This is a genomic window from Roseovarius sp. BRH_c41 (assembly GCF_000961715.1).
Taxonomy (GTDB): domain Bacteria; phylum Pseudomonadota; class Alphaproteobacteria; order Rhodobacterales; family Rhodobacteraceae; genus Roseovarius.
In genome coordinates, this window is record NZ_LADY01000053.1 from 104,621 (window position 1) to 130,312 (window position 25,692).

Below are 25,692 nucleotides of genomic sequence, written 5' to 3' on the forward strand. Positions count from 1 at the left end.
TCCTCAGGCGCGCAGGCGCGTGCCCTCAGGATCAAACGGAGCCGCATCCAGAATGCGCGCGCGGTGCGGTCGACCCAAGACCATGACGTCGACCTCATCACCAGGCCTTGCGCCCCCTTTGACATAGCCAAGCGCGAGACTCATGCCGACGGAATAGCCGTAGGCACCCGAAGACACACGGCCCACACCGACGCCATCCTTGAAAATCGGCTCTCCGCCCGTGGCATCCGCGTTCGACGCTGTGACATCCGCCTCACTCAGATGCAGGATCACCAGTCGCTCGCGCGGCTCCTGCGTGATCACCTCCTGCAGCGCGGCCTTGTTCAGGAACGCTTTGTCCATCTTGCAAAGACCATCCAGCCCAGCTTCTTGCGGCCAGTACTCTGGGCTGTATTCGCGACTCCAGGACCCATAACCCTTCTCAATGCGCAGGCTCATCAGCGCCCGACTGCCCACTGGCCCCGCGCCTATCTCACGCCCTGCTTCCAGCAGCGCCGCATAGAGCCGCGCCTGATCCTCAGCCGCGCAATGCAATTCCCAGCCTAGATCACCGGTGAAACTCACACGAATGGCTACGCACGCGACCCCGCCCAGCTCGATCCGGCGGCTTGCCATGAACGGGAAATCCGCCGTCGCCAGCGAGGCATTCGTCAACCGTTGCAACATCTCGCGCGATTGAGGCCCCGCCACGTTAAAACCACAGACTATGTCGGTCAGGCTCTCAAACGTGGTCCCCTCGGGCAACGGCACCGCATCAAAGAACCGCTTGTGATAGCGTTCCGCCATGCCTGAGGAAATGACCCAGAATTCATCCTCCGCAAGCCGCGTCACCGTCGCATCCCCCGCGATTCCACCCCGCACGCCAATCAGCGGCGTCAGGCATGACCGCCCGACCGCCTTGGGCATCCGGTTTGCAAAGACAGCGTTCAGCCAATCCTCCGCCCCCGGCCCTTTGACCCGGTACTTGGCGAAATTAGAAATGTCGATAATCCCTGCCCGCTCGCGCAGCATCTTGCATTCCGACCCCACCGGTGCCCACCAATTCTGCCGGGTAAAGCCGTTGGTATCCACGGTGCCGCGCGCATCCGAGAACCACAGCGGATGTTCCCAACCATAGTTGAGACCAAAGACCGCGCCCATGTCCTTTTGCATCTCATAAGCAGGCCGCGTGCGCAGCGGACGCCCGGCGCTGCGCTCTTCATTGGGGAAATGAATCGAGAAACGATGCGCATATTGGTCCCGCACCTTGGCCTTGACGAAATCGCGGTTGTTGGCCCAGAGGCCAAAGCGCGCAACATCCCAGGCGAACATGTCGTATTTCATCTCGCCGTTGATCAGCCATTCGGCGACCATCCAACCCATGCCTGCCGATTGGCTAAAGCCGGGGATGATGCCGTTGCAACAGAAATAGCCCTTGAGTTCGGGCACCGGCCCAAGAATGACGTTGCTGTCAGGCGACCAGATCATCGGCCCGTTGATCACCCGCTTGATCCCCGCTGTGCCCACCACCGGCACCCGGTCGATGGCACGCAGCATGTTTTCCTCGATCCGCTCCAGATCATCGGGGAAAAGATCATGCGCGAAATCAAGCGGCGTGCCCTCTTCGGCCCAGAATCGCATATCGCGCTCATAGGCGCCGATCAGCAGGCCCTTGCCCTCTTGTCGCAGGTAATATTCCCCGTCCCGATCCGCGACCGAGGGCAAGCGCCGGTCCATTCCGGCAATTTCAGCGATCATCTCGGTCACAAAATACTGGTGCTCGGTCGGTTGCAGCGGCAGTTCGATCCCCGCCAGCTTGGCCACCTCACGCCCCCAGAGACCGGCGGCATTGATCACCCACGGTGTATGGATATTGCCCTTGGGCGTCTCAACGATCCAAGACCCGTTCGGTTGCGGCACCGTCCCCGTCACCGGCGTGAACCGATGAATTTCGGCACCCCGCTGCCGCGCCCCCACCGCATAGGCATTGGTGACACCCGACGGGTCTACATTGCCGCCATCCGGCTCGTACATAATGCAACGGATGCCGTCGAAATTCACCAGCGGATGCAGCCGCTCGGCCTCATCCCGCCCAATCTCGTGAAAGTTCATGCCATAGAGCTTGGCCTTGGACGCCTGAAGTCGCAATTGATGCTCGCGATTCTCTGTCTGCGCCAAGTAGAGACTGCCGGGCTGGAACACGCCACAGCTTTGCCCGGTCTCGGCCTCCAGCTCGTTATAGAGCTTCATCGTGTAATGCTGCAGGCGGCTGATATTGGCGCTGTCATGCAGCCCGTGGATATTGGCGGCGGCATGCCATGTGCTGCCGCTGGTCAATTCGTTGCGTTCAAGCAGGACGACATCAGTCCAACCCAGTTTGGTCAGGTGGTAGAGAATCGAGCATCCGATAACGCCGCCGCCGATCACGACGGCCTGTGCATGGGTCTTCATGGCGGGTCCCTTGATCAAGTTTCGGCACAAACTGCGGCGACCCCGCTCCGGATGAATGCCATTTTCCGACATACTTTGTCGCGGTAATAAAACGAGGCACAAGTTTTCTTTGAAAATCGCCACACCGCGATGGCCAACGTTTCAATGGGCACCAGAACCACAAATACGTCAGAATTTGTCGCTGACAGACATGATCTTTGACGCGTAGCGGGCAGGCTCTGGCAAAACATCAGGAGGCTCTCAATGAAAACCAGCACCCGTGTGGTCGTGATCGGCGGCGGTGTCGTCGGCTGTTCCGTGCTCTATCACCTGACCAAACTCGGCTGGTCCGATGTGATGCTTCTGGAACGCTCAGAATTAACGTCAGGCTCAACTTGGCATGCCGCAGGCGGGTTTCACACCCTCAACGGTGACACCAATATGGCTGCCCTTCAGGGCTATACGATCCGCCTCTACAAGGAACTCGAAGAGATTACCGGAATGTCTTGCGGGTTGCACCATGTCGGCGGTGTCACGCTCGCGGACAATCGCGACCGGTTCGACATGCTCTTGGCCGAGCGCGCCAAGCATCGCTACATGGGCCTCGACACCCATATCGTGACCCCCGAAGAGATCGCAAATATTGCCCCGGTCACCAATATCGACGGTATTCTGGGCGGGCTCTACGATCCGCTTGACGGCCATCTTGATCCGTCCGGCACCACACATGCCTATGCCAAGGCCGCGCGCATGGGTGGCGCGCAGATCGAAACGCATTGCATGGTGCGCGGAACCAACCAACGCGCAGATGGCACCTGGGATGTGGTGACGGACAAGGGCACGATCCACACGGACCATGTGGTCAACGCGGGCGGTCTCTGGGCGCGCGAAGTGGGGGCGATGGCGGGCGTCTACCTGCCGCTGCACCCGATGGAACATCAGTATATCGTTACCGACGAAATCCCCGAAATCTACAGTCGCGATACCGAACACCCCCACGTCATGGACCCGGCAGGCGAAAGCTATCTGCGCCAAGAGGGGCGTGGACTTTGTATTGGCTTTTATGAGCAGCCCTGCAAACCTTGGGCGGTCGATGGCACGCCTTGGGATTTTGGCCATGAGCTTTTGCCCGACAACCTCGACAAAATCGAGGCCAGCATCGAATTTGCCTACCGCCGGTTCCCCGTCCTGGAGCAGGCTGGCGTCAAGTCGGTCATTCACGGCCCGTTCACCTTTGCTCCCGACGGCAATCCGCTGGTTGGCCCCATTCCCGGTTTGCGCGGCTATTGGTCGGCCTGCGGCGTCATGGCGGGATTTTCCCAAGGCGGCGGTGTGGGCCTGATGCTGGCGCAATGGATGATCGAGGGCGAATGTGAACGCGATGTGACCGCGATGGATGTGGCCCGCTTTGGCGACTGGATAACGCCGGGCTATACCCGCCCGAAAGTCATTGAAAACTATCAAAAACGATTCTCCGTCAGCTACCCGAACGAAGAGCTGCCCGCCGCCCGCCCCTTTCGTCAGACGCCCATGTACGACGTATTCGACAGCATGGGCGCGGTCTGGGGCGCGCAATACGGGCTGGAGGTGGTCAATTACTTCGCGACCGGCGACGAGCCGCGCTATGAGACCCCATCCTTCCGCCGCTCCAACGCATGGGAGGCCACGGCCCGCGAGGTCAAGGCCGTGCGAGAGGCCGTCGGCATCAACGAGGTGCATAACTTTGGCAAGTACCTTGTCTCCGGCCCTAACGCACGCGGCTGGCTCGACCGGATCATGGCGGGGCGGATTCCCAAACCGGGTCGTCTCTCGCTCACCCCGATGCTCTCACCCAAAGGGCGGCTCTGGGGCGATTTCACGGTGTCTTGCCTCAATGACGAGAGCTTCCAACTCACTGCCTCTTACGGTGCACAAGCCGTCCATATGCGCTGGTTCGCGCAGAACGAGGCAGAGGGTGTCAGGGTCGAGAATGTCTCGGATCGGCTCAACGGGTTTCAGATCGCAGGACCACGCGCACGGGATGTGCTGATGGCCTGCACCCGCGATCCGCTGGGCGAGATGCGGTTCATGGATGTGCGACACGCGACCGTGGGCATGGCCGATTGCCTGGTGCAGCGCGTCAGTTACACTGGCGATCTGGGATATGAGATTTTCTGCGACCCGATGGCACAGCGCGCGCTCTGGGATGTGCTATGGGCCGAAGGACAGAACCACGGGATGAAGCCCTTTGGCATGCGCGCGATGATGTCGCTGCGTCTGGATCGCTTCTTTGGCTCCTGGCTCAATGAATTCTCGCCCGATTACACCCCCGGCGAGACCGGGATGGACCGGTTCATCAGCTTTACCAAGAACGCCGATTTCGTCGGGCGCGCTGCGGCGGAAGCGGAACGTGCCAAGGGCGCCGCGCGCAAACTGGTGGCCTTTGAGGTCGAGGCGACGGATGCCGATGTGAACGGCTATGAACCGGTCTGGATCGCGGGTGAGGTGGCTGGGTTCTGCACCTCCGGTGGTTATTCGCACCACGCTGACAAGTCGATAGCACTCGCGCTCATTCCTGCGGGACAGGCGCAGCCAGGCTTGCGTGCGGAGATCGGGATTCTCGGGCGGCGTTATGGGGCGACGATGCTCACCGAAGCGCTCTTTGACGTGGATGGCGCGCGGATGCGCGGCTAAAATCAGAAAGACGGCGCCTGCTCTGGGGCAGACGCCGTCTTTTTGAGTATTTTCAGAACGATGAAAGGCGAAGCTCAGTCTTTGCCTGCGTCTGGGTCAGGCTGGCCCACCCCGATGAACACGCGCTTGAGCGGCACGATCCAAAGAAAGCCAAGCCCCACATAGATCAGCAATTCCACCCAGATCGACGGTCGGTTCATCCAATTCACTAGGCTCACGGCTACCACCACATAGGCTGGCAGGCCAATGAGCAAGACGACCAGTGACCAACGTTTCCGGGCCTTGTAACTGAGTGGCATCGGGTCTCCTCAATCCGCGAAAGGATCTGTCACGAGGATCGTATCCTCGCGCTCGGGTGAGGTGGAAAGTAGAGCAACCGGGCAGTCGATCAACTCTTCAACGCGACGAACGTATTTGATCGTCTCGGCGGGCAGGTCGGCCCAACTGCGCGCGCCCTCGGTCGATTGCGACCAACCTGGCAGTTCCTCGTAAATGGGCGTGCAGCGCGCCTGTTGGTCGGCGGCGGTCGGCAGGTAATCCAGCCGCGTGCCGTCGAGGTCATAACCGACGCAGATTTTCAGCGTCTCGAACCCGTCGAGCACATCGAGCTTCGTCAGCGCAATGCCGGTGACGCCCGAGGTCACGCAGGTCTGACGCACAAGACAGGCATCGAACCAGCCGCAGCGCCGCTTGCGTCCTGTCACCGTGCCGAATTCATGCCCACGCTCGCCAAGGCGCTGACCATCCGCATCGTGCAATTCGGTTGGAAACGGCCCCTCGCCCACGCGCGTCGTATAGGCTTTGACGATGCCCAGCACGTAATCAATCGCCCCCGGTCCAAGTCCCACGCCCGTGGCCGCCTGACCGGCGATCACATTGGATGACGTGACAAAGGGATAGGTGCCAAAATCAATATCCAACAGCGCGCCCTGCGCCCCCTCGAAGAGGATACGCTTGCCCGCGCGGCGGTTCTCGTTGAGCACTCTCCAGACGGGGGCGGCATAGGGAAGGATCTGCGGTGCGATGTCTTTGAGCTGCGCGATCAAGGCCTCGCGATCGACCGGCGCGATCCCGAGACCACGACGCAGCGGGTCGTGATGTTGGAGTGCGCGGTCAACCCGCGCGATCAAAGTGGCCTCATCCGCCAGATCCGCCACCCGAACGGACCGCCGACCCACCTTGTCCTCATAGGCCGGCCCGATACCGCGACCGGTTGTGCCGATCTTGGTGCCTTTGCTCGCGGCTTCTTCACGGGCGCGGTCCAACTCGCCGTGGATCGGCAGGATAAGGGGTGTATTCTCTGCGATCATCAACGTCTCCGGCGTGATTGTCACACCCAGTTCGCGGATCGACGCTATTTCCTTGATCAGATGCCAGGGGTCCAGCACCACGCCATTGCCGATCACGCTCAGCTTTCCGCCCCGCACCACGCCTGAGGGCAGCGCATTGAGCTTGTAGACCTTGCCGTCGATCACGAGGGTATGGCCCGCGTTATGGCCACCCTGAAACCGCGCGATCACATCGGCGCGCTCACTCAGCCAATCGACGATCTTGCCTTTTCCCTCGTCCCCCCATTGGGCCCCGACGACGACGACATTTGCCATGATTTACCCCTCGGCATTTGGTCCAAACCGCGCGTTGGTATAGCGGGGGGACGCGCCGGGTGAAACATCTAATTCGTCCAAAGCTGTGAACGGATGCAGACATCTGCGGCACGTCACGCTGAACGAGAGAGGGATCCACCGGCTGAGCGATCCGTCAAAATGGCCGATGATGATGATAAGACGCACCTGCGCCGATTGCCGGGTTGCGGGCAGGCTCAGAATTGCATAGATAGCGGCAGATCGAGACATAAGCGTAGGCCCCCTGATCCATGGAAAATGTCGTCCTGACCATCCACCTTCTTTTGGCGCTCGCCCTGATTGGCGTGGTACTGCTGCAACGCTCCGAAGGCGGCGGACTTGGGATGGGCGGCGGTGGCGGTGGGGCCATGACGGGGCGCGCCGCGGCCACGGCTCTGGGCAAGATGACATGGATTCTCGCGGCATCCTTTATTGTGACCTCAATTACACTTACCATCATTGCGGCACAGAACGCGGCTGGGGTTTCGGTGCTGGATCGGTTGACTGATTCACCGCCCACCACAGAACAGTCTGTGCCTGCACTTCCGGATGCAGACAGCCTCCTGCCGCCGCCATCCGGCGATACGGCTCCGCTGACGCCCACTGCCGACTGACACAAATCTTTGAGGGCGGAGATTGCCGCGCAACAGCATCTAGCGGTTGGCTTGCGCAAACCTCGCGAATCCTGTAAGGGTTAAATCCCGTGGCAGAGCGGTCTTTTGAGGCCATCTCTGGGTTTTTGACCGACCATCAAACACGTAGAAACACGGGGGCCTCAGCGCATGGCACGATATATTTTCATTACGGGCGGCGTTGTGTCTTCGCTTGGCAAGGGACTGGCTTCGGCCGCCCTTGGGGCGTTGTTGCAGGCGCGTGGGTTTTCGGTGCGATTGCGCAAACTTGACCCCTATCTCAATGTTGATCCTGGCACGATGAGTCCGTTTGAACATGGCGAGGTATTCGTGACCGACGATGGCGCAGAGACCGATCTCGACCTTGGCCATTATGAGCGATTCACCGGGGTTCCGGCACGGATCAGCGACTCTGTCAGCTCTGGTCGTATCTATTCGAACGTCCTGGAAAAAGAACGCCGCGGCGATTATCTAGGCAAGACGATACAGGTCGTCCCGCATGTCACCAATGAAATCAAGGAATTCCTGAGCACTGGCGAGGATGAGGTCGATTTCATGCTCTGCGAGATCGGCGGCACCGTCGGCGATATCGAGGGTCTGCCGTTCTTTGAGGCGATCCGGCAGTTCAGCCATGACCGACCGCGCGGACAGTGTATTTTCATGCATCTCACCCTTCTGCCCTATCTGGCGGCAAGTGGCGAGTTGAAGACCAAACCGACGCAACACTCGGTCAAGGAACTCCAGAGCATCGGCATCGCGCCCGACATTCTCGTGTGCCGTTCGGAACAGCCGATCCCGGACAAGGAACGTGAGAAAATCGCACTATTTTGTAACGTCCGCAAAGAGCATGTGGTCGCGGCCTATGATCTCAAGTCGATCTATGAGGCACCGCTGGCCTATCACCGTGAAGGGCTGGATCAAGCGGTGCTTGACGTGTTTCAGATCAGCCCCGCGCCCAAACCGGACCTGACGGTGTGGCTGGATGTGGTGGACCGTATCCAGAATACCGATGGGGCAGTAAATATCGCTATTGTCGGCAAATACGTGCAATTGGAAGATGCCTACAAGTCGATCAAGGAGGCGCTCATTCACGGCGGCATGGCTAACCGGGTCAAGGTCAACGTGGAATGGGTCGATGCCGAGATTTTCGAGCGCGAAGACCCCGCCGCCCATCTTGAGGGTTTTCATGCCATTCTGGTGCCCGGCGGCTTTGGTGAGCGTGGCACCGAAGGCAAGATCAAAGCTGCCGAATTCGCCCGAACTCGCAAGATCCCCTATTTGGGCATTTGTCTTGGCATGCAAATGGCGGTGATTGAGGCCGCGCGCAATGTGGCTGGCCTCAGGGATGCCGGATCAGAGGAATTCGACCACGAGGCGGGCAAGCGGCGCTTTGAGCCAGTTGTCTATCACCTCAAGGAATGGGTGCAAGGCAACGAAAAGGTGCAACGCAAGGTCAGTGACGACAAGGGCGGCACCATGCGTCTTGGGGCCTATGACGCCGTGCTCAAGGACGGTAGCCGCGTGGCGCAGATCTATGGCACAACGACGATCGACGAACGGCACCGCCACCGCTATGAGGTGGACACAAAATATCGCGAAAAGCTCGAAGGATGTGGCCTGACGTTCTCTGGAATGTCGCCCGATGGTCGCCTGCCAGAAATCGTGGAATGGTCGGATCACCCATGGTTCATTGGGGTGCAATATCACCCGGAATTGAAATCCAAACCCTTTGCGCCGCACCCTCTGTTTGCTGATTTCGTGCGCGCGGCGATAGCGACGTCGCGATTGGTCTGAGACGAGCGCCTCACCGCTTGACGGGAAATAAGAAACAGCGATCTCGGCGGATCATCAGCCATAGCGCCTTGCCCGGTTTCGGCAGGAATACATTGGGCACTGTGGCCTTGAGCAGCGAGCCGTCATGATCCATCCGAAACTCGACCAGACTCTCGGAGCCCATGAAGCGCGCGCGCTCGACCACACCGCGCGCGGGAGTGCCGTCCTGCGAGGTGGGATTTGGGCCGCGCCCGTGCCGGTCAAAGTCGATCTTGATATGCTGTGGTCGGATCACGATTTCGACCTCGCTGCCTTCGTACGCGCCGGGCGAGAGAAACTGGCCAAAGGGCGTATCCACCAATGAGCCGCGCACCCTGCCCCGGATCACGTTGACCTCAGAGAAAAACGCCATGGCACTTCGGTCCACCGGAGCATTGTAGACGTTATAGGGCGCCCCCTGTTGCACGATGCGCCCATCACGCATAAGGGCGATCTCGTCGGCCATGCGCATAGCCTCTTCGGGTTCGTGCGTGACCAAGAGCACGGCGGTGTCCTGTTCACGCAGGATGTCCAGCGTCTCGTCGCGAATACCATCGCGCAAGCGGTTATCAAGGCCCGAAAACGGCTCGTCCATGAGCATGATGCCGGGACGGGGCGCGAGCGCGCGGGCCAAGGCCACACGCTGCTGCTCGCCACCAGACAGTTCATGAGGGTAGGCGTTGAGATGCCGTTCCAACCCCACCCGCTCGAGCAATTCTCCAATACGGACCGCTTTGGCAGATTTGTCGCCACTAAGACCAAATCCCACGTTCTGCGCCACGCTGAGATGCGGAAAGAGGGCAAAGTCCTGAAACATCAAGCCAATGTGCCGCCGCTCTGGCGGTATGCGAAACACGGTGTTGCACACAAGATTGCCATCGACCCAGATCTCACCAGCATCCTGCATCTCGACCCCTGCGATCATACGCAGCGTCGTCGATTTCCCACACCCTGACGGCCCAAGCAGGCAGGTCAGATGCCCCGGCATCACCCGGAGTGAGACGTCATTGACGACGAGGCGTCCATCATACCGACGCATCAGATTGTTGACTTCAAGCCGGGGAATTGGGGTCTGCACCGGAGCCTCTTGTTCTTTCCGATCAAATCTATCGGGTTTTATCCGCTGGAAATATCAACCCCTGCGACACCATGCAACCCATATGCCCTGCGGCCCGTTGACAGGTAGAAGCAGAGGTGTTTGTGTGGCGACGCATTTACATGATTGGAGTTTGTCCCATGCGGATTTTGAGTGGTGCCTTGTTGACCTTTTGTCTTGCGTTTCCTGCCTATGCAGACAGTGATCGCGAGGCGCGGGTAGCGGTTGCCAAGGAGTATGTGCAAGCGACGATGACGGATACCGATATCCAAGAGTTCATCAAACAACTTTGGCAGCCCATGATTCAACAAATGGCGGCAACCCGTCAGGCGATGACACCGGAACAGATCGAGCAAATTGGCCAGCTTTTCTCTTCAGAATTAACCGACCCTCTCACCGATGTCATGCTCCAGCAGGATGAAATCATGGCCGATATCATGACGCTGGAAGAGTTGACCGCATTGCGCGACTTCTACACGTCAGAGCATGGCGGCGCCGTGATGCGCAAAATGCCGCAACTGGCGCAGATCCAGCAACCGATGATTTCTGCTGTCTTGCAGAAGGCGATGCCAGAAATGATGCCAAAGATAGAGGCGATCACCGTTCCCAAGTGAAAAGAGAGGCGCGCCGTCACCCCGTGACGGCGCGCGAGTTGCAACAGGGACCGCTCGCCGCCGCAGTTACTCTTTCGGCAAATCCATCATGGCGGTGAATTCGGCCTCAGCGGCCAACTCGCCCTCGACTTCGGCAACACCCGAAAACTTCCAGACCTTGCCGCCGGGCTTGCCACGCGTCGTGCGCAGTTTCATTTCAAGCACATCGCCCGGCACCACCATGCGGCGAAACTTGGCGCTGTCTATCGCCATGAAATAGACCAGCATGTTTCGGTCTTGCATGTTCAGAGCCGTGCCAACCATCACGGCGGCCGTCTGCGCCATCGCCTCGATGATGGTAACGCCAGGCATGATCGGCTTGCCCGGAAAATGTCCTTGAAAATGCGGCTCGTTCATCGTCACATTCTTGATGCCGCGCGCCGACTGATAGCCATCGATATCGACCACCTTGTCGACCAAAAGGAACGGATAACGATGCGGAATCAGCCGCTGGATCAGATGGATGTCCGCAGATTTGAGAGGCTCTGTCATGGGCTGTCCTTTCGCATAACACCTTGCTCGTCCCTAGCAAGCGGAAGACAAAGGAGCAATATCTCAAACCTGCCTATTCGACCGGGGTCTCCGGAGCAGGGTCCGGTTCTTTGTCGGATACATCCGGGGCCTGTGGTCCACGCCCTATGCGCTCATTTATGCGAACCACAGCAAGATCCGTTACATCCGCGGCCCCCGCATGCAGCATCACAGCGCGCGCATCTATCATCACCATCGCGCCCGCCTCACGCAGCAGGTCCTCCAAGACGGGCTGCACGACGCGCATGAACTGCACCGGCACCAAATCCCGGCGGCGTTCGAGGTCGCGGGACATGCGTTCGCTTTCAAGCCGCAACTCTTCCACTTTTTGATCAAAGGAATCTGCAAGAGCACGAAATTCATTCGACGGCGTTGTCGCCCGCAGGCTTGTCAGGCTTTGTTCTTCAGCCTCCAACTCCTTGGCAATCCGGTCATTATGCGCAATGAGCCGGTCCCGCTCTGTCTGGATATCAACTTGAAGCCGTCGACCATAATCGGATTCGATCAACATACGCTCGGGATCAATCACAAGAACATCGCTCTGAATTACGCCCATCTGTTGCGCACGCGCTGTCTCATGGGTGCCAAGAGACAGCGCCACGATCAGCCCAGCCAGAGCAAGGGCCGTTCGCATGTTCAGAATTCCGTTCGAACCGTCAAATCGAACTGTTGCTCGATATCGCCCGGTTCTTTCTTGAGCGCGTTGGAGAAGTTCATCCGGATCGGGCCAAAGGGTGAAGACCAGAATATCGAGAAACCAACCACATGCCGCGCTTTGAATCCAGTCGAGGACAGCGTATTGCCCGGAGCAACAGACCCCCGGTTGCCAATACCCCAGATCGAGCCGATGTCGTAGAACGCCCCGCCAGTGATGCCATATTCGTCGGGCAGGCCGAGGGGAAATTCTGCTTCGAATTTGAGTGCAGCGAAATAATCACCGCCCAACAGTTCGTCGTCTTCAATCGGCCCCATGCCATTCGGCTCAAAGCCGCGAATAACCTGTGAACCAAAGCGATTGAGAAAGCGGCTGCTTTGGCCTCCGGAAAACTCGATCGCACCGCCCTCGAGGATAGCCCTCAAGGTCACATCCTCATTCATGACAGTCGTTTGGCCGACCAGACGCGCCGTGGTCTTGATATAGTCGTTGTCACCGCCGAGACCGGCAAATTCCTGGCCAAATGACAAGAGAACCCCCGCATTGGGATTAAGCCCTGACTCCCGCGTGTCATAATTGAAATTGTAACCCACAGAACTGGTCCATAGCGCCCCTTGGTTGATCTCGTCCAGAAGAATACCGGACGTGCCCTGATAGTCAGACATGTCCTCGTAGCTGGCATTGTAGTAGACGCCAAGCCGGGTATTCTCGCCGGTCGGAAAGGTCAGGCTGGGGCGGAATGTCCCGATTGCAGTGTCAAACAGGCTGTTGTCGCTCTCTGTCTCCTGAAATGAGAAATCAAGACCCAAGGCCACATCACGCCCAAGAAAAGCTGGCTCAACGAAGCCGAGATTGTAGTTGATCGAATCGGCAGTGGCCAAAATCTGCGCGGTTAACCGTTGGCCGCGCCCGATAAAGTTGCGCTCCGAGAAGCCAAGAGAAATGCCAAGACCCGAGTTGGTGGAAAAGCTGGCACCGACGGACACCGTTCCAGTAGTTTGCTCTTCCACGTCGGTCTCGATCACAACTTGGTCCGGACGCGACCCTTCGCGCGCATTCACGTCCACCTCCTTGAAATACCCCAAGGCCCGGATGCGGGTTGCCGCCTGCTGGATCGAGCGCGGGTTGAACGGATCACCTTCGGCTTGATCAAACTGGCGTCGGATCACGCGGTCGAGGGTCGTCGTGTTACCTTCGATGTCGATCCGCTCGACAAAGATACGCGGCCCGCGTTGGAGGGCGAATTCCACATTCAGCGTCAAATCGCGGTCGTTTCGGGTGATGCGCGGCTCGACTCGCAGGAAATCAACGCCGTTCTTGATGGCCAGACGTTCCATCCGAGCGATCGAATTTTCGACCAGCGTCGGGGAGTAAACCACTCCCGGTTTGATCTTGAGTGTGTCGTGATAGGTCTCGGCCTCAACGCCGTTCATCTCGCTCACGGTTGTGATCTGGCCGAACTTGAACTGTTGGCCTTCCTGAACATTGAACGTGACAAAGTAAGCGTCCCGCTCGCGGGCCAATTCGGCATTGGTTCCCGTCACGCGGAAATCCACGTAGCCGCGCGAGTTGTAGAAATCGGTCAGCACCTGACGATCAAAGTTCACCCGATCTTCGACAAAGGTGTCGCGTTCGATCAGGGCGCGCAGGAGGCCGGTTTGCTTGCTTTCGACCACGCGACGGAGGCGAGTGTCGGAAAAGGCGCGATTGCCGACAAAGCCAATACGCTGCACCTCGATCTTGCGGCCCTCAAAAATCTCGAACACCAGATCAACACGGTTATCGCTCCGCCGGATTACCTTCGGCGTCACACGGGCGGCAATGCGACCGTTTTGGCTATAGGCTTCTGAAATTATTCCCGCGTCACGCTCGGCCTGCGTCGGGCTAAAGACTTGACGCGATTTGCTCTGGATGAATCCAGCAAGATCCTCGTCCTTGATCTTGTCGTTGCCCTCAAAGGCGATGCGATTGATGGTTGGAAACTCGGTGACGCGGATCAGCAGATTATTGCCCTGCGGGACGAGTTCAACTTCTTCAAAAAGTCCCGAGGTCAAGACTTTCTGATAGGCGTCGTTCAATTGACCGGCCGAAACGGTCTCGTTCCGCGCGATGCCTGCGTAGGAAAGAATCGTCCCTGCTTCGATACGTTGGTTGCCCTCAATGGACACCGAGGAGAAGCGATAGGATTGCGCCTCGGCTCGTTGGCCGGTTCCTAACAGGAATGTGGCAATGATCACTGAGACAAGAGCGGCTTTAACGGTTCTCAACGCGAAAAAAACGTTGCGGCTATTCTGCCGATTCATGTCGCGATCATTCATTGCTCAAACCCAGTCAGACATCTCATTATGGATGTCAGTAACCCGTCTGTCTGGCCTTGTCAAAACGCGAGTGGCCGTGAAACAGGTCGCATGGATCAGAGCGCGCCAATAAATCCACCGGCAAAAAGAGCCAACCCAAGAGTGACCAGATAGAGCAACAGATCGGCATTGACCTGAAGCAACACACTAGCGCTTTGATAGCCATTTCTCAGCTGTTGCATTTCGCACCCCTTTGACAAAGTTGCCGCCACCAAAACGAGTGCCATGCCGATCTGGCGAATTCAGGACAGGACTGTGGTGAAACTTTGGCGAACGGGCTTTAGCGCCCATTGCCCACTCAATCGCCCTGCCTGCTCTAGATGCTGCGTTGGTCCATAAAGTGCTGGAGCCGCGACAGCCCTTCTTCGATATCCGCCGTGGCGCGCGCATAGGAAAACCGCAGCGTTCCGGCACCGCGGACTGGGTCGAAATCCAATCCCGGTGTCACTGCAACCCCGGCCTTCTCCAAAATTTCGGCAGCAAAGGCGCGGCTGTCGTCGGTCAGATGGCTGACATCAGCATAAACATAAAAGGCGCCGTCAGGCGGTGCGATACGGTCAAACCCAGCTTTGGGCAGCCCATCCAGCATCAGGGTGCGGTTGCGCCGGTAAATCGCCATGTTGGCCTCAAGTTCCGACGTACAATCCATCGCTGCGAGGGCGGCGATCTGACTGGCGTGAGGCGGACAGATAAAGAGATTCTGCGCCAGACGTTCGACCACGCGTACGTCATCTTCGGGCACCACCATCCAGCCGATGCGCCAGCCGGTCATGGAAAAATACTTGGAGAAGGAGTTGATCACATAGCATTCATCGGTGATCTCAAGCGCGCTGACAGCGCGTTGCTCATAGTCGATCCCGTGATAAATCTCGTCGCTGATGAAGGATGCCCCCTGCGCGTGACACGCCTCAATGAGCCCGCCAAGCGCTGCCCGGTCCAGCATCGTACCGGACGGATTCGCCGGGCTCGCCACCAGAAGCCCGCGCAAGTCGCGCCCCGCGAGATCCCCAGGGGTTGGCTGCAAGCGGTTTTCCGCCGCTGTTTCTATATCCACCGGCACGAGATCCAACGCCCGCAGAATCTGGCGATAGCTGGGATATCCCGGCGCACCGATTCCGACCCGGTCACCAACATCGAAAAGGGCCGTAAAGGCGAGAATGAAGGCCCCAGAAGAGCCGGGCGTGATGACGACCCGGTTGGGGTTCAGGTCGATATTGTACCAGTCTTTATAGAGCCGCGCGATCCGTGCGCGCAGGGCTGGCAGGCCGAGCGCCACCGTGTATCCCAGAGACTCGCGCGCCATTGTTTCGACAAGGGCATCCCGCGCGCCTTGCGGAGCAGGAGTACCCGGTTGCCCCACCTCCATGTGGATGATGTGGCGTCCCATTGCCTCGGCACGGCGCGCGGCCTCCATCACATCCATCACGATGAAGGCATCGACCTGCGACCGGGTTGAGTTTCGCATGGGTTTTCTCCTAGACTGCGCGCACTTGCCGACCCGTCTCACTGGAAAAGGCCGCCAAGGTCAATGCTGCTTCTCCGACTCGCCGCGCTCTCATTGCTGCTGACCCTGACGCTGGCTGTTCCAGCGCGGGCCGTGACGTTGCTGCGTGATCCCGATATTGAGCAGGCCTTGCGCAGTCTTGCGACGCCTGTATTGCAAGCCGCAGGATTGAGTCCCGCACGGGTGGATATTCTGGTGATTGACGATTCGAGCATGAATGCCTTTGTGATCGATTCGGACAGTATTTTCATACACTCCGGGCTAATCTTGAGGATGGAGACCCCGGCCATGCTGCAATCGGTGATTGCGCATGAGGCGGCCCATATTGCGAATGGTCACCTCATGCGTCGCCCGATCAATGCCCGCAACGCCCGAACCGCTGCGGCACTTGGAACAGCATTGGCCGTCGCCGCCGGAGCAGCCGCCGGAAGTGGCGAGTTTGCCGCAGGGGCCGCAGCCGGGCTTCAGGGGGCCGCGATGCGCAGCTTTTTTTCGCACACGCGGGCCGAGGAAAATGCGGCCGATGCCAGCGGTATGCGGTTTATGGCCGCCGCAGGTATCGATCTGCGCGGTGCCGTGCAGGTCATGGATCTATTTCGGGGACAAGAATCCCTGTCGCTAGGCCGTCAGGATGCCTATGCGCGCACCCATCCGCTCTCTCGGGACCGGTTCCGGCGGATCAGCCAATTGGCCGACGCACAGTCAAAAACCGTAACGCCCGACCCTGAAGCAACCTATTGGTTTGCGCGGGCCAAAAGCAAGCTCTCGGCGTTTCAGCGATCTCCGAAATGGACGCTGACGCGAGCCGGAGAATATGGCTATGAAGACGTCAAATTGATGCGTCAGGCAATTGCCTATCATCGGCAGGCTGATCTGCGCCGGGCTTTGGCCGCGATAGACGGGGCCATCGCACGGCGTCCAAACGATCCTTATTTGCACGAGTTGCGCGGGCAGATTCTCATGGAAAGCAGACAGATCAAGCCCGCCGTCGCTGCCTATGCGCGCGCTGCCAATCTGGCCCCGCGGAATGCGCTGATCCTTGGATCTTATGGGCGGGCTCTCTTGGCTGATGGTCAGGTGCAAAAGGCGGCAGAGTTTCTGGAAACCGCGAGGGGGCGCGATGGTCGTGACTCCCGCATCCTGCGCGATCTGGCACAGGCCAATGCAAAGTTAGGCAATAACGGGATGGCCTCGGTCCTGACCGCAGAGCGATATGCGATGGCAGGCCAGTTGAAAGATGCTAAGATACATGCGACGCGCGCTTCCTCCCTGTTACCCCGCGGTTCTGCCGCGTGGCAAAGGGCACAGGATGTACTTTTTGCGGCAGAAGCCGAAGAAAAACGGAGAAAATGACCCTGATGCTACGTTCTGTTCTGTCCTCTGCCAGTTTTGGCCTTTGCTTGATTCTGACACAGCCGGCCTCCGCGCTCGATCTTGAAAGTTTGAACGAGGCCGAACGCACGCTCTTGCGCGAGGAAATTCGAGCTTACTTGCTCGAGAACCCCGAAGTGATCATGGAAGCAGTTGCCGTGCTGGAAAAGCGCGAAGCCCAAGGCCAGGCACAGGCCGATAGCGATCTGGTCAGAAGCAATGCCGATGCCCTCTTCAACGATCCGAACTCTTGGGTTGGGGGCAATCCGGAAGGCAACCTGACATTGGTTGAATTCATGGACTATCGCTGCAGCTATTGCCGCCGCGCCTTTGATGACGTGAAGGGTCTCTTGGCCGCCGATGGCAATATCCGTTTCATTATCAAGGAATTCCCCATTCTGGGTGAGGATTCTGTGCTCGCCTCTCGCTTTGCCATCGCGACACGCCAAGTTGCAGGGGATGAGGCCTATAAATCGGTGCATGACGCGCTGATGAGCTATAGCGGCAGCATGAATGAGACCGGATTCTCCCGTCTGGCGGATACGCTCGGCCTGGATGCCACTAAAATCATCGCGGAGATGAACAGCGAGGCGGTCTCTGAGGTGATCGCCGCCAATCATGCGCTTGGTCAGAGAATGCAGATCACCGGCACACCGTCCTTTGTGATGGGCGATCAAATGCTGCGCGGATACTTGCCTCAAGATGCCATGCAAGAGATCGCCAACGAGATCCGCGCACAATAGCCATGCGCCCTACCCTCTTCGTTGCTGCCCTGTTACACGGGACAGCCTTACCTGTCGTTGCGCAAGAGTTACCGCAGCCATCGCGAACGGCACTCGGAGAGGCAATACGCGCAGTGTTGGTCGAGACACCAGCACTGATCTATCCATTGCGTGAGCGGCCACAGATTGTCGCAACCGATCTTTATAGTGAGGATGCCGCGCGTGATTTGGGACTGTTGGACCGGGCCTCCAGACAGCTTTTTTCACCCGGTCTGCCCGGCTTTGGGGCAGAGGGCGAGCCCGCCGCAATAGCGTTCTTCACGCAAGATGATTGCCCCGACTGTGCCGCCGCCGAAGACGAATTACGCCATCTCGCGGAACGGCTTTCGCTGCGGGTCAGCGTATTTGACATGGTGCGGGATGCGGCACTGGCCGCTGAGCTGGGCCTCGACATGGCCCCCTCGTATGTGTTGCCAGACATGTTGTTGCGTGGGGCCATGCCCGCAATCGTTCTTGAAAAGTATCTGCGCCCATAAACGACACAGGCGCGCCACTGCGGCGCGCCTGTTTGGCTTGGCATTGGAATGAGGCTCAGTTGACCAGTGTCGCCGCGGCCGCCTGTGCCATGGCCTCGACTCCGAACATGTTGACGATGCCAAGCAGCATCACCGCTGCCGAACCCATCAGAAACGCCCATTGCACGGGCGAACGACCGGTCTCGACCCCAGTCCCCTCTTCTCCGAAATACATGTAGAAGACGATGCGCAGATAGTAAAACGCGCCGATGACAGACGCGACAACCCCGGCAATCGCGAGCCATGCAAGCCCACCTTCATAGGCGGCACGGAGCACATACAGCTTGCCGAAAAAGCCCAAGAGCGGCGGAACGCCCGCGAGGCTGAACAAGAGGATCAACATCGCCAAGGCGCGGCCCGGTTCGGCGCGGGAATACAGGGCGAGGCTGCGAATGTCCGTCACCGGTTGCCCATCTCGTTCCATCGACAGGATAAAGGCAAAGGTTCCCACGTTCATGGTGACATAGATTGCCATATAGATCAGCATCGCCTGCACACCAAACACCGTGCCGGCCGCCAGTCCCATCAGCGCATACCCCATGTGGGCAATAGAAGAATACGCCATCAGACGCTTGATATCGGTCTGGCCGATGGCTGCAAATGCGCCAAGGAACATCGAGAGCAGCGCCAGAAGCGCCAACACCTGCTGCCAATCCGCAACCACCCCACCAAAGGCGTCATGCACGACGCGGGCAAAAAGCCCCATTGCCGCCATTTTGGGGGCCGTCGCAAAGAACGCAGTGATCGGAGTTGGCGCGCCTTCATAGACATCGGGCGTCCACATGTGAAAGGGCACCGCCGAAATCTTGAACGCGAGACCGGAGATGACAAAGACCAGACCGATCAAAAGACCGATCGGAGCCTGCCCCTCGGCTGCTGCGATGATGCCGGAGAAAAGCGTTGTGCCCGCAAAGCCGTAGATCAGCGACGCCCCATAGAGCAACAGGCCAGACGACAGCGCGCCCAATACGAAATACTTGAGCCCCGCCTCGGTCGATTTTGCGCTGTCCCGGCGCAAAGAGGCCACGACATAAAGCGACAGCGATTGCAGTTCGAGCCCCATATAGAGCGCCATCAGATCGCCCGCGCTGACCATGACCATCATGCCCACGACGGCCAGGGCCACAAGGAGCGGATATTCAAACCGCAGAATACCGCGGCGCGACATGTAATCCTGTCCCAGCACCAGCACAGCCGCCGCTGAGAGGAGAATCGTGACCTTGGCAAAACGCGCAAATCCATCATCGTTGAACATGCCGCCAAAGGCGGTGCGCGTGCCGGTCCCCGATGCCCCGATCCAGATCGCCAGCAGCGCAAACAACCCCGCCGTGACCCAGACCAGCATGCCCGCCATTCGGTCCTGCCCGGTATAGGCCACACCCAAGAGCGCCAACAGCGCATAGGCCGAGAGCACGATCTCGGGCAGGATTATGGATAGATCAGCCTGCATGTCTCAGGGCCTCCGGTTCAATGCGAGGTTTCGGCAAGTTGTGTCGCAGCTTGCGCCACGGCCTGTGCCGTCTCAACGTTGGAAATCAGCGCCTCGACCGAGGGGCCGGTGATGTCGGTCACAAGCCGGGGGTAAACCCCAAGCAAGAGCGTCATCACCACCAGCGGCGCGAAAATCGCCCGCTCGCGTTTGTTCATATCTGTGATGGTGCGGAGACTTTCCTTGATCAGATCACCAAAGACCACCCGACGATAGAGCCAGAGCGCGTAGGCTGCCGACAGGATCACACCTGATGTCGCAACCGCTGCAACCCATGTATTGACCTGAAACACACCGACCAGCGTCAGGAATTCCCCGACAAAGCCAGAGGTGCCTGGCAGGCCGACATTGGCCATGGTGAAGAACATGAAGATCAGCGCATAGGCGGGCATCCGGTTTACGAGACCGCCATAGGCATCAATCTCGCGGGTATGCATCCGATCGTAAATCACGCCGACACAGAGAAAGAGCGCGCCCGATATGAATCCGTGGCTGATCATCTGGAAAATCGCACCATCCACGCCCTGTTGATTGGCCGCAAATATGCCCATTGTGACGTAACCCATATGGGCGACCGAGGAATAGGCGATCAGTTTCTTCATGTCTTCTTGGGCAAGTGCAACCAGTGAGGTGTAGACAATGGCAATGGCCGACATCCAGAGCACCAGAGGCGTCAGCACCTCAGTGCCCACCGGAAACATTGGCAGGCTGAAGCGCAAGAAGCCATAGCCGCCCATCTTCAACAGGATCGCTGCCAGCACAACAGAGCCAGCCGTGGGTGCCTGAACGTGGGCGTCCGGCAGCCATGTGTGGACCGGCCACATCGGCATTTTGACCGCAAAGCTGGCAAAGAACGCGAGGAACATCAGCGTCTGCATGCCGCCGATCACATGGACTCCTAGGATCGAGAACGTCTCGCTCTCGAACTCATGCTTGAGCAGGTCCGCAATATCGGTGGTCCCTGCATCCGAGAACATTGCGACCATCGCCACAAGCATCAGCACGGAGCCAAGAAAGGTGTAGAGGAAGAATTTGAACGACGCGTAGATACGTTCCCTGCCGCCCCATATCCCGATGATCAAGAACATCGGAATAAGCCCTGCCTCGAAGAAGAGGTAAAAGAGCACGAGATCAAGCGCCATGAATACGCCCAACATGAGCGTCTCCAATAACAGGAAGGCGATCATATATTCCTTGACGCGGGTTGTCACAGTCCAAGACGCCGCGATGGTCAGCGGCATGATGAAGGTCGTCAGCATAACGAAAAGCACACTGATCCCATCAACGCCCATCTTATACTGCAAGCCCAAGAGCCATTCCCGCTCTTCGACCATCTGGAACCCGGTGTTGGAGGGGTCGAACTGAAAGAGGATAAACAGCGACACGACAAAGGTCAGTGTGGTGGCGATGAGCGCCACCCATTTGGCATTACGCTGTGCCGCTGCGTCCTGACCACGGAGAAAAACCGCAAGGATTGCCGCCGCGACCACCGGGATGAAGGTCACAATGGAAAGCAGGTTGTCCATCAGTTGGCCCCCCCGAAGATCGTCATCCATGTCACCAGAACCGCAATCCCGATCACCATGGCAAAGGCATAGGTAAAGATGTAGCCGGACTGTGCCCGACCAGCGAGGCGGGTGACCCAAGGAATGAGCCCCATGGCCACACCATTGATCGACCCGTCGATCACGTCCCCATCGCCGCGCTTCCACAGGAGATTTCCGAGCGCCTTGGCAGGCCGGACAAAGAGAAAGTCGAAGATCTCGTCGAAATACCACTTGTTGAGCAGAAAGAGATACAGCGGTCGCTGTGTATCGGCCACTTTACGCGGCATTGAGGGATCAAGAATGTAGAACCAGACTGCCATCACAAACCCGATCAGCATGGCAATGAACGGGCTGACCTTGACCCAAGTGGGGGCATGGTGCGCCTCATCCATGACGTGATTGTCGGGATGCATGAAGATGGCACCTTGCGGGGCCTCACCATGGGTTGCGACAGGTGCGTTGCCTTCGGTCGTGACGTCTTCGGCGTGGTCGGTTGCGGCTGCGGCCTCGCCGGTTGCATCAGCGCCATGTGCCTCAGACGCTTCTGCGTGATGCGCAGCAATGCCAAAGAATTTATTGACGGCGTCATGGCTGCCAAAGAAACTATTGTACCAGATCATCCCCGCAAAGACCGCGCCAAGCGCCAGTACCCCGAGCGGGACCACCATGACCATCGGGCTTTCATGCGCGTGCTCATGTGTGTGCTTGTCGCCGCGCGCCTCGCCAAAGAAGGTGAGAAAGATCAGACGCCAGCTATAAAACGAGGTGAAGAGCGCCGCAATCACCAGCATCCAGAAGGCATAGCCACCTTGGGTGCCAGCCCACGCGCTCTCGATCACCGCGTCTTTGCTGAGAAATCCCGCAAAGCCGATATGGGTCAGCGGGATGCCCACGCCGGTGATCGCCAGCGTGCCGATCATCATCGCCCAAAAGGTATAGGGCAGTTTCTTGCGCAACCCGCCATAGTTGCGCATGTCCTGTTCGTGATGCATGCCGTGGATCACGGAACCCGCCCCAAGAAACAACATCGCCTTGAAGAACGCATGTGTGAAGAGGTGGAACATCGCGACCGAATAGACGCCCACACCAGCGGCCACAAACATGTACCCAAGCTGCGAACAGGTCGAATAGGCAATCACGCGCTTGATGTCATTCTGGACCAGCCCCACTGTGGCCGCAAAGAACGCGGTCGAAGCTCCGAGGAAGACAATAAAGGTCTTTGCCTCAGGTGCATATTCCATCAACGGCGACATGCGGCAGACAAGGAACACGCCTGCGGTCACCATGGTGGCCGCATGAATAAGCGCGGACACAGGTGTCGGACCTTCCATCGCATCGGGCAGCCAGGTGTGCAAGAAAAGCTGCGCCGATTTACCCATGGCGCCAATGAAAAGAAGCACTGCAATCAGGTTGGCCGCGTTCCATTCGGACCAGAGGAACGTCAATTGCGTTTCCGCCAGCATTGGTGCTGCGGCAAAGATGTCATCGAGCTTGATGCTGTCGACAAGGAAGTAGAGCGCCATTATGCCAAGCGCAAAGCCGAAATCCCCGACCCGGTTCACCACAAAGGCCTTGATCGCGGCGGCATTGGCCGACGGCTTGCGATAGTAGAACCCGATCAGCAGGTAAGAGGCAACGCCAACGCCCTCCCAACCAAAGAACATCTGCAAGAGATTGTCCGAGGTCACCAGCATCAGCATCGCAAATGTAAAGAACGACAGGTAGGCGAAAAAGCGTGGGCGATAGCTCTCGTTCTCGCGGAAATTCTCGTCATGCGCCATGTAGCCCACGGAATAGAGATGCACGAGCGCCGACACGGTCGTGATCACGATCAGCATGATCGCGGTCAGGCGATCCATCCGTATCGCCCAGGCCGTATCTAGCGTGCCAGACTGCACCCAATCGAGCAGATGTACCTTTTCCATGACGCCGTCATGCCCGAGGAACACAACCCAGCTTAGCAGACAGGAGAGAAACAAAAGGCCGGTGGTCAGCCACTGTGCGCCCTTGTCACCGATGATCCGCCAGCCAAAACCTGCGAGAAGCGCCCCGACGAGAGGCGCGAATAGGAGAATGGTTTCCATGGCGTCAGCCTTTCATCACATTGACGTCTTCGACAGCAATGGTGCCGCGATTACGGAAGAAACAAACAAGAATCGCGAGGCCGATCGCAGCCTCTGCCGCTGCAACTGTCAGCACGAAAAGGGTGAAAACCTGCCCGACCAGATCGCCCAGAAACGACGAGAAGGCAACAAGGTTGATATTCACTGAAAGCAACATAAGTTCGATGGACATCAAGAGGATGATCACATTCTTACGGTTCAGGAAGAGGCCAAATATACCGATGACGAACAGCGCCGCTGCCACCGTCAGGTAATGTTCAAGTCCGATCATCGTTTCACCCTCTGACCCTCAATTTTCTTCTTTTCATGACGCGCAGGGTGGCAAAACCCAAAAGCGCCTTTAGTCCCCAAAGTGCGGCCAAACCCGCCACACCGAGGGTTGATACCACCTGATGCGCGATGTCAGCCATTAAAGCCCCTGCCCCGGCTTCACGTCGCGCAATTCCATCGCTTTGGCCGGGTCGCGGTACATCTGCGCCAGCACATCCTGCCGTTTGACATCGGTCCGGTGCCGCAGCGTAAGAACGATCGCCCCGATCATTGCCACCAATAGGATCAGGCCCGCCAATTGGAACAGAATGAAATAGGTGTCATAGAGCAGAAGCCCCAAGGCGGCAGTATTCTCGACCCCGTCCGGGGTGACAGAGCGGCGCGCGGCCTCCGCGCCATCCGCCATCTGCCAATTGCCAAAGACCAGGCCGAATTGCATGAGCAGGATGACCCCGATCAGCAGGGCAAGCGGCATATACTTCGCCATTTCTGCTTTCAGTTCGGCAAAATCCACATCCAGCATCATCACGACAAAGAGGAAAAGCACCGCAACCGCGCCGACATAGACAATGATCAAGAGCATCGCGACAAACTCGGCACCAAGAAGCACGAAGAGACCAGCCGCACTTATGAAGGACAGGATCAGCCAGAGCACGGAATGCACCGGGTTGCGGCTGATGACAGTGAACAGTCCCCCGATCAGCAGCGAGACCGCAAAGAGATAAAAGGCCATGGCCGCAATCGTCATTTGTCTTTTCCTTCCTTATCGGCCTCGTCCATGACCTCGCGGGCGAAATCCATCGCGCGGGTCATCGAAGGGATACCAGCAAACATCGCCATCTGCGCAATGGTCTCGGCGATCTCGTCCTGAGTGGCCCCCGCTTCGAGCGCGTGGCGAACGGTCATGCGGATCTGGGTGTCGCTCTGCGCGCCCAACATGGTCAACCCCGCCAATGTGATCAGCAGGCGCGTCTTGGCATCCAGCCCCTCCTTGTTCAACCCCTTGCCAAAGCTCATTTCCATGAATTCCTTGGGCATGGTCGGCCATAACGACTCGAACCCTTTGGGAGAAAAGGATTCAAGTGCCGGGTTCATCGCCTTGGCCATTTCCTGAGCCTGACGCATCATCATCTCAAAGGGGTTGGTTGGATCGCTCATCTGTAGGGTGCATCCATCTCGAGGTTGCGGGCAATCTCGGCCTCCCAGCGGTCGCCATTGGCGAGCAGTTTGGCCTTGTCATAGAACAGCTCTTCGCGGGTCTCGGTGGCAAACTCGAAATTCGGCCCCTCGACGATAGCATCGACCGGGCAGGCCTCCTGACAGAAACCACAATAGATGCATTTCGTCATGTCGATGTCGTAGCGCGTTGTGCGGCGGCTTCCGTCATCGCGGGGTTCGGCATCAATGGTGATCGCCTGCGCCGGGCAAATCGCCTCGCAGAGTTTGCAGGCGATGCAGCGCTCTTCGCCATTGGGATAACGACGCAGCGCGTGCTCACCCCGGAACCGGACCGAGAGCGGGCCTTTTTCATGCGGATAGTTCAGCGTGGCCTTGGGTGCAAAGAAGTATTTCAGCCCCAACCGGAACCCCTTGATGAAATCGGAGAGCAGGAAATACCCCGCCGCACGTCCGTAATCTATCTTGGTCATGG

Annotated in this window: 24 protein-coding genes; 7 read left to right on the forward strand and 17 right to left on the reverse strand. The window is 58.4% G+C overall.

From position 1 onward, the window contains the following. Positions 1-3 precede the first annotated feature (3 nt). Entirely contained in the window at positions 4-2,430 is a 2,427-nt protein-coding gene (locus VR71_RS15745) for an FAD-dependent oxidoreductase (RefSeq protein ID WP_045685713.1), read from the reverse strand. Positions 2,431-2,673: 243 nt separating this feature from the next. On the opposite strand from VR71_RS15745, the gene VR71_RS15750 reads away from it, so the two are divergent. Next, complete coding sequence (locus VR71_RS15750) at positions 2,674-5,082, forward strand: FAD-dependent oxidoreductase (RefSeq protein ID WP_045685715.1); 2,409 nt, start codon at positions 2,674-2,676, stop codon at positions 5,080-5,082. 74 nt (positions 5,083-5,156) lie between these two features. On the opposite strand, the gene VR71_RS15755 is transcribed toward VR71_RS15750, so the two are convergent. Next, a complete protein-coding gene (locus tag VR71_RS15755) occupies positions 5,157-5,381 on the reverse strand; it encodes a DUF2842 domain-containing protein (RefSeq protein ID WP_045685716.1) in 225 nt (74 codons plus the stop codon). A gap of 9 nt (positions 5,382-5,390) precedes the next feature. Next, positions 5,391-6,686 (reverse strand): adenylosuccinate synthase, encoded by a 1,296-nt coding sequence (locus VR71_RS15760; protein ID WP_045685717.1) that lies wholly within the window; start codon positions 6,684-6,686, stop codon positions 5,391-5,393. 269 nt (positions 6,687-6,955) lie between these two features. Here VR71_RS15760 and secG point away from each other — a divergent pair, with 269 nt between their 5' ends. Both secG and VR71_RS15775 read left to right on the forward strand, forming a co-directional pair. Beyond that, positions 6,956-7,318 (forward strand): preprotein translocase subunit SecG, encoded by a 363-nt coding sequence (secG, locus tag VR71_RS15770; RefSeq protein WP_009818926.1) that lies wholly within the window; start codon positions 6,956-6,958, stop codon positions 7,316-7,318. 168 nt (positions 7,319-7,486) lie between these two features. Further along, entirely contained in the window at positions 7,487-9,130 is a 1,644-nt protein-coding gene (locus VR71_RS15775; protein ID WP_045685719.1) for a CTP synthase, read from the forward strand. A gap of 10 nt (positions 9,131-9,140) precedes the next feature. Here VR71_RS15775 and VR71_RS15780 read toward each other — a convergent pair whose 3' ends face one another. Continuing rightward, positions 9,141-10,226, reverse strand: coding sequence for an ABC transporter ATP-binding protein (locus tag VR71_RS15780; RefSeq protein ID WP_045685720.1), 1,086 nt, complete (start codon positions 10,224-10,226; stop codon positions 9,141-9,143). Between the two features lie 158 nt (positions 10,227-10,384). On the opposite strand from VR71_RS15780, the gene VR71_RS15785 reads away from it, so the two are divergent. Further along, entirely contained in the window at positions 10,385-10,858 is a 474-nt protein-coding gene (locus tag VR71_RS15785) for a DUF2059 domain-containing protein (protein WP_009818929.1), read from the forward strand. Positions 10,859-10,924: 66 nt separating this feature from the next. Here the strand turns inward: VR71_RS15785 and fabZ are convergent, their stop codons facing one another. The 5 genes from fabZ to VR71_RS15805 all read right to left on the reverse strand — a co-directional run bounded on the left by fabZ (position 10,925) and on the right by VR71_RS15805 (position 15,905). After that, positions 10,925-11,389, reverse strand: coding sequence for a 3-hydroxyacyl-ACP dehydratase FabZ (fabZ, locus tag VR71_RS15790; RefSeq protein WP_009818930.1), 465 nt, complete (start codon positions 11,387-11,389; stop codon positions 10,925-10,927). Positions 11,390-11,462: 73 nt separating this feature from the next. Continuing rightward, positions 11,463-12,062, reverse strand: a complete 600-nt coding sequence (locus VR71_RS15795) for an OmpH family outer membrane protein (RefSeq protein ID WP_045685721.1) — start codon at positions 12,060-12,062, stop codon at positions 11,463-11,465. A 2-nt stretch (positions 12,063-12,064) separates the two neighbouring features. Then, positions 12,065-14,386: an outer membrane protein assembly factor BamA gene (gene bamA, locus VR71_RS15800; RefSeq protein WP_254656446.1), complete on the reverse strand. Its 2,322-nt coding sequence runs from the start codon at positions 14,384-14,386 to the stop codon at positions 12,065-12,067. Between the two features lie 110 nt (positions 14,387-14,496). Next, positions 14,497-14,622 carry a hypothetical protein gene (locus VR71_RS25135; protein ID WP_296430465.1) on the reverse strand — a complete coding sequence of 42 codons (126 nt, stop codon included), beginning with the start codon at positions 14,620-14,622 and terminating at the stop codon, positions 14,497-14,499. 134 nt (positions 14,623-14,756) lie between these two features. Beyond that, complete coding sequence (locus VR71_RS15805; protein ID WP_045685722.1) at positions 14,757-15,905, reverse strand: aminotransferase class I/II-fold pyridoxal phosphate-dependent enzyme; 1,149 nt, start codon at positions 15,903-15,905, stop codon at positions 14,757-14,759. 63 nt (positions 15,906-15,968) lie between these two features. Here VR71_RS15805 and VR71_RS15810 point away from each other — a divergent pair, with 63 nt between their 5' ends. The 3 genes from VR71_RS15810 (at position 15,969) to VR71_RS15820 (ending at position 18,573) form a co-directional block, all read left to right on the forward strand. After that, complete coding sequence (locus VR71_RS15810) at positions 15,969-17,297, forward strand: M48 family metalloprotease (RefSeq protein WP_009818935.1); 1,329 nt, start codon at positions 15,969-15,971, stop codon at positions 17,295-17,297. Beyond that, a complete protein-coding gene (locus VR71_RS15815; RefSeq protein WP_296430467.1) occupies positions 17,294-18,058 on the forward strand; it encodes a DsbA family protein in 765 nt (254 codons plus the stop codon). Before VR71_RS15810 ends, VR71_RS15815 begins: the two co-directional genes overlap by 4 nt. 113 nt (positions 18,059-18,171) lie before the next feature. After that, positions 18,172-18,573: a hypothetical protein gene (locus VR71_RS15820; RefSeq protein WP_296430468.1), complete on the forward strand. Its 402-nt coding sequence runs from the start codon at positions 18,172-18,174 to the stop codon at positions 18,571-18,573. A 55-nt stretch (positions 18,574-18,628) separates the two neighbouring features. Here VR71_RS15820 and nuoN read toward each other — a convergent pair whose 3' ends face one another. From nuoN to nuoI, 8 genes are read right to left on the reverse strand one after another with little or no spacing between them, the layout of a single operon-like run. Then, positions 18,629-20,062 (reverse strand): NADH-quinone oxidoreductase subunit NuoN, encoded by a 1,434-nt coding sequence (gene nuoN, locus VR71_RS15825; RefSeq protein ID WP_045685723.1) that lies wholly within the window; start codon positions 20,060-20,062, stop codon positions 18,629-18,631. A gap of 17 nt (positions 20,063-20,079) precedes the next feature. Continuing rightward, positions 20,080-21,627 (reverse strand): NADH-quinone oxidoreductase subunit M, encoded by a 1,548-nt coding sequence (locus VR71_RS15830; RefSeq protein ID WP_045685724.1) that lies wholly within the window; start codon positions 21,625-21,627, stop codon positions 20,080-20,082. Continuing rightward, the gene (gene nuoL, locus VR71_RS15835; protein ID WP_045685725.1) at positions 21,627-23,732 is read right to left on the reverse strand and encodes an NADH-quinone oxidoreductase subunit L; all 2,106 of its coding nucleotides are present in this window, start codon (positions 23,730-23,732) and stop codon (positions 21,627-21,629) included. The genes VR71_RS15830 and nuoL overlap by 1 nt, the downstream gene beginning before the upstream one ends. 4 nt (positions 23,733-23,736) lie before the next feature. Further along, complete coding sequence (nuoK, locus tag VR71_RS15840; protein WP_009818941.1) at positions 23,737-24,042, reverse strand: NADH-quinone oxidoreductase subunit NuoK; 306 nt, start codon at positions 24,040-24,042, stop codon at positions 23,737-23,739. Between the two features lie 4 nt (positions 24,043-24,046). Then, positions 24,047-24,181 (reverse strand): hypothetical protein, encoded by a 135-nt coding sequence (locus tag VR71_RS25140; RefSeq protein ID WP_296430469.1) that lies wholly within the window; start codon positions 24,179-24,181, stop codon positions 24,047-24,049. Next, positions 24,181-24,789, reverse strand: coding sequence for an NADH-quinone oxidoreductase subunit J (locus VR71_RS15845; protein WP_009818942.1), 609 nt, complete (start codon positions 24,787-24,789; stop codon positions 24,181-24,183). The genes VR71_RS25140 and VR71_RS15845 overlap by 1 nt, the downstream gene beginning before the upstream one ends. Further along, positions 24,786-25,199, reverse strand: a complete 414-nt coding sequence (locus tag VR71_RS15850) for a carboxymuconolactone decarboxylase family protein (RefSeq protein ID WP_009818943.1) — start codon at positions 25,197-25,199, stop codon at positions 24,786-24,788. Before VR71_RS15850 ends, VR71_RS15845 begins: the two co-directional genes overlap by 4 nt. Further along, the gene (nuoI, locus tag VR71_RS15855; protein ID WP_009818944.1) at positions 25,196-25,690 is read right to left on the reverse strand and encodes an NADH-quinone oxidoreductase subunit NuoI; all 495 of its coding nucleotides are present in this window, start codon (positions 25,688-25,690) and stop codon (positions 25,196-25,198) included. The genes VR71_RS15850 and nuoI overlap by 4 nt, the downstream gene beginning before the upstream one ends. Positions 25,691-25,692: the final 2 nt, after the last annotated feature.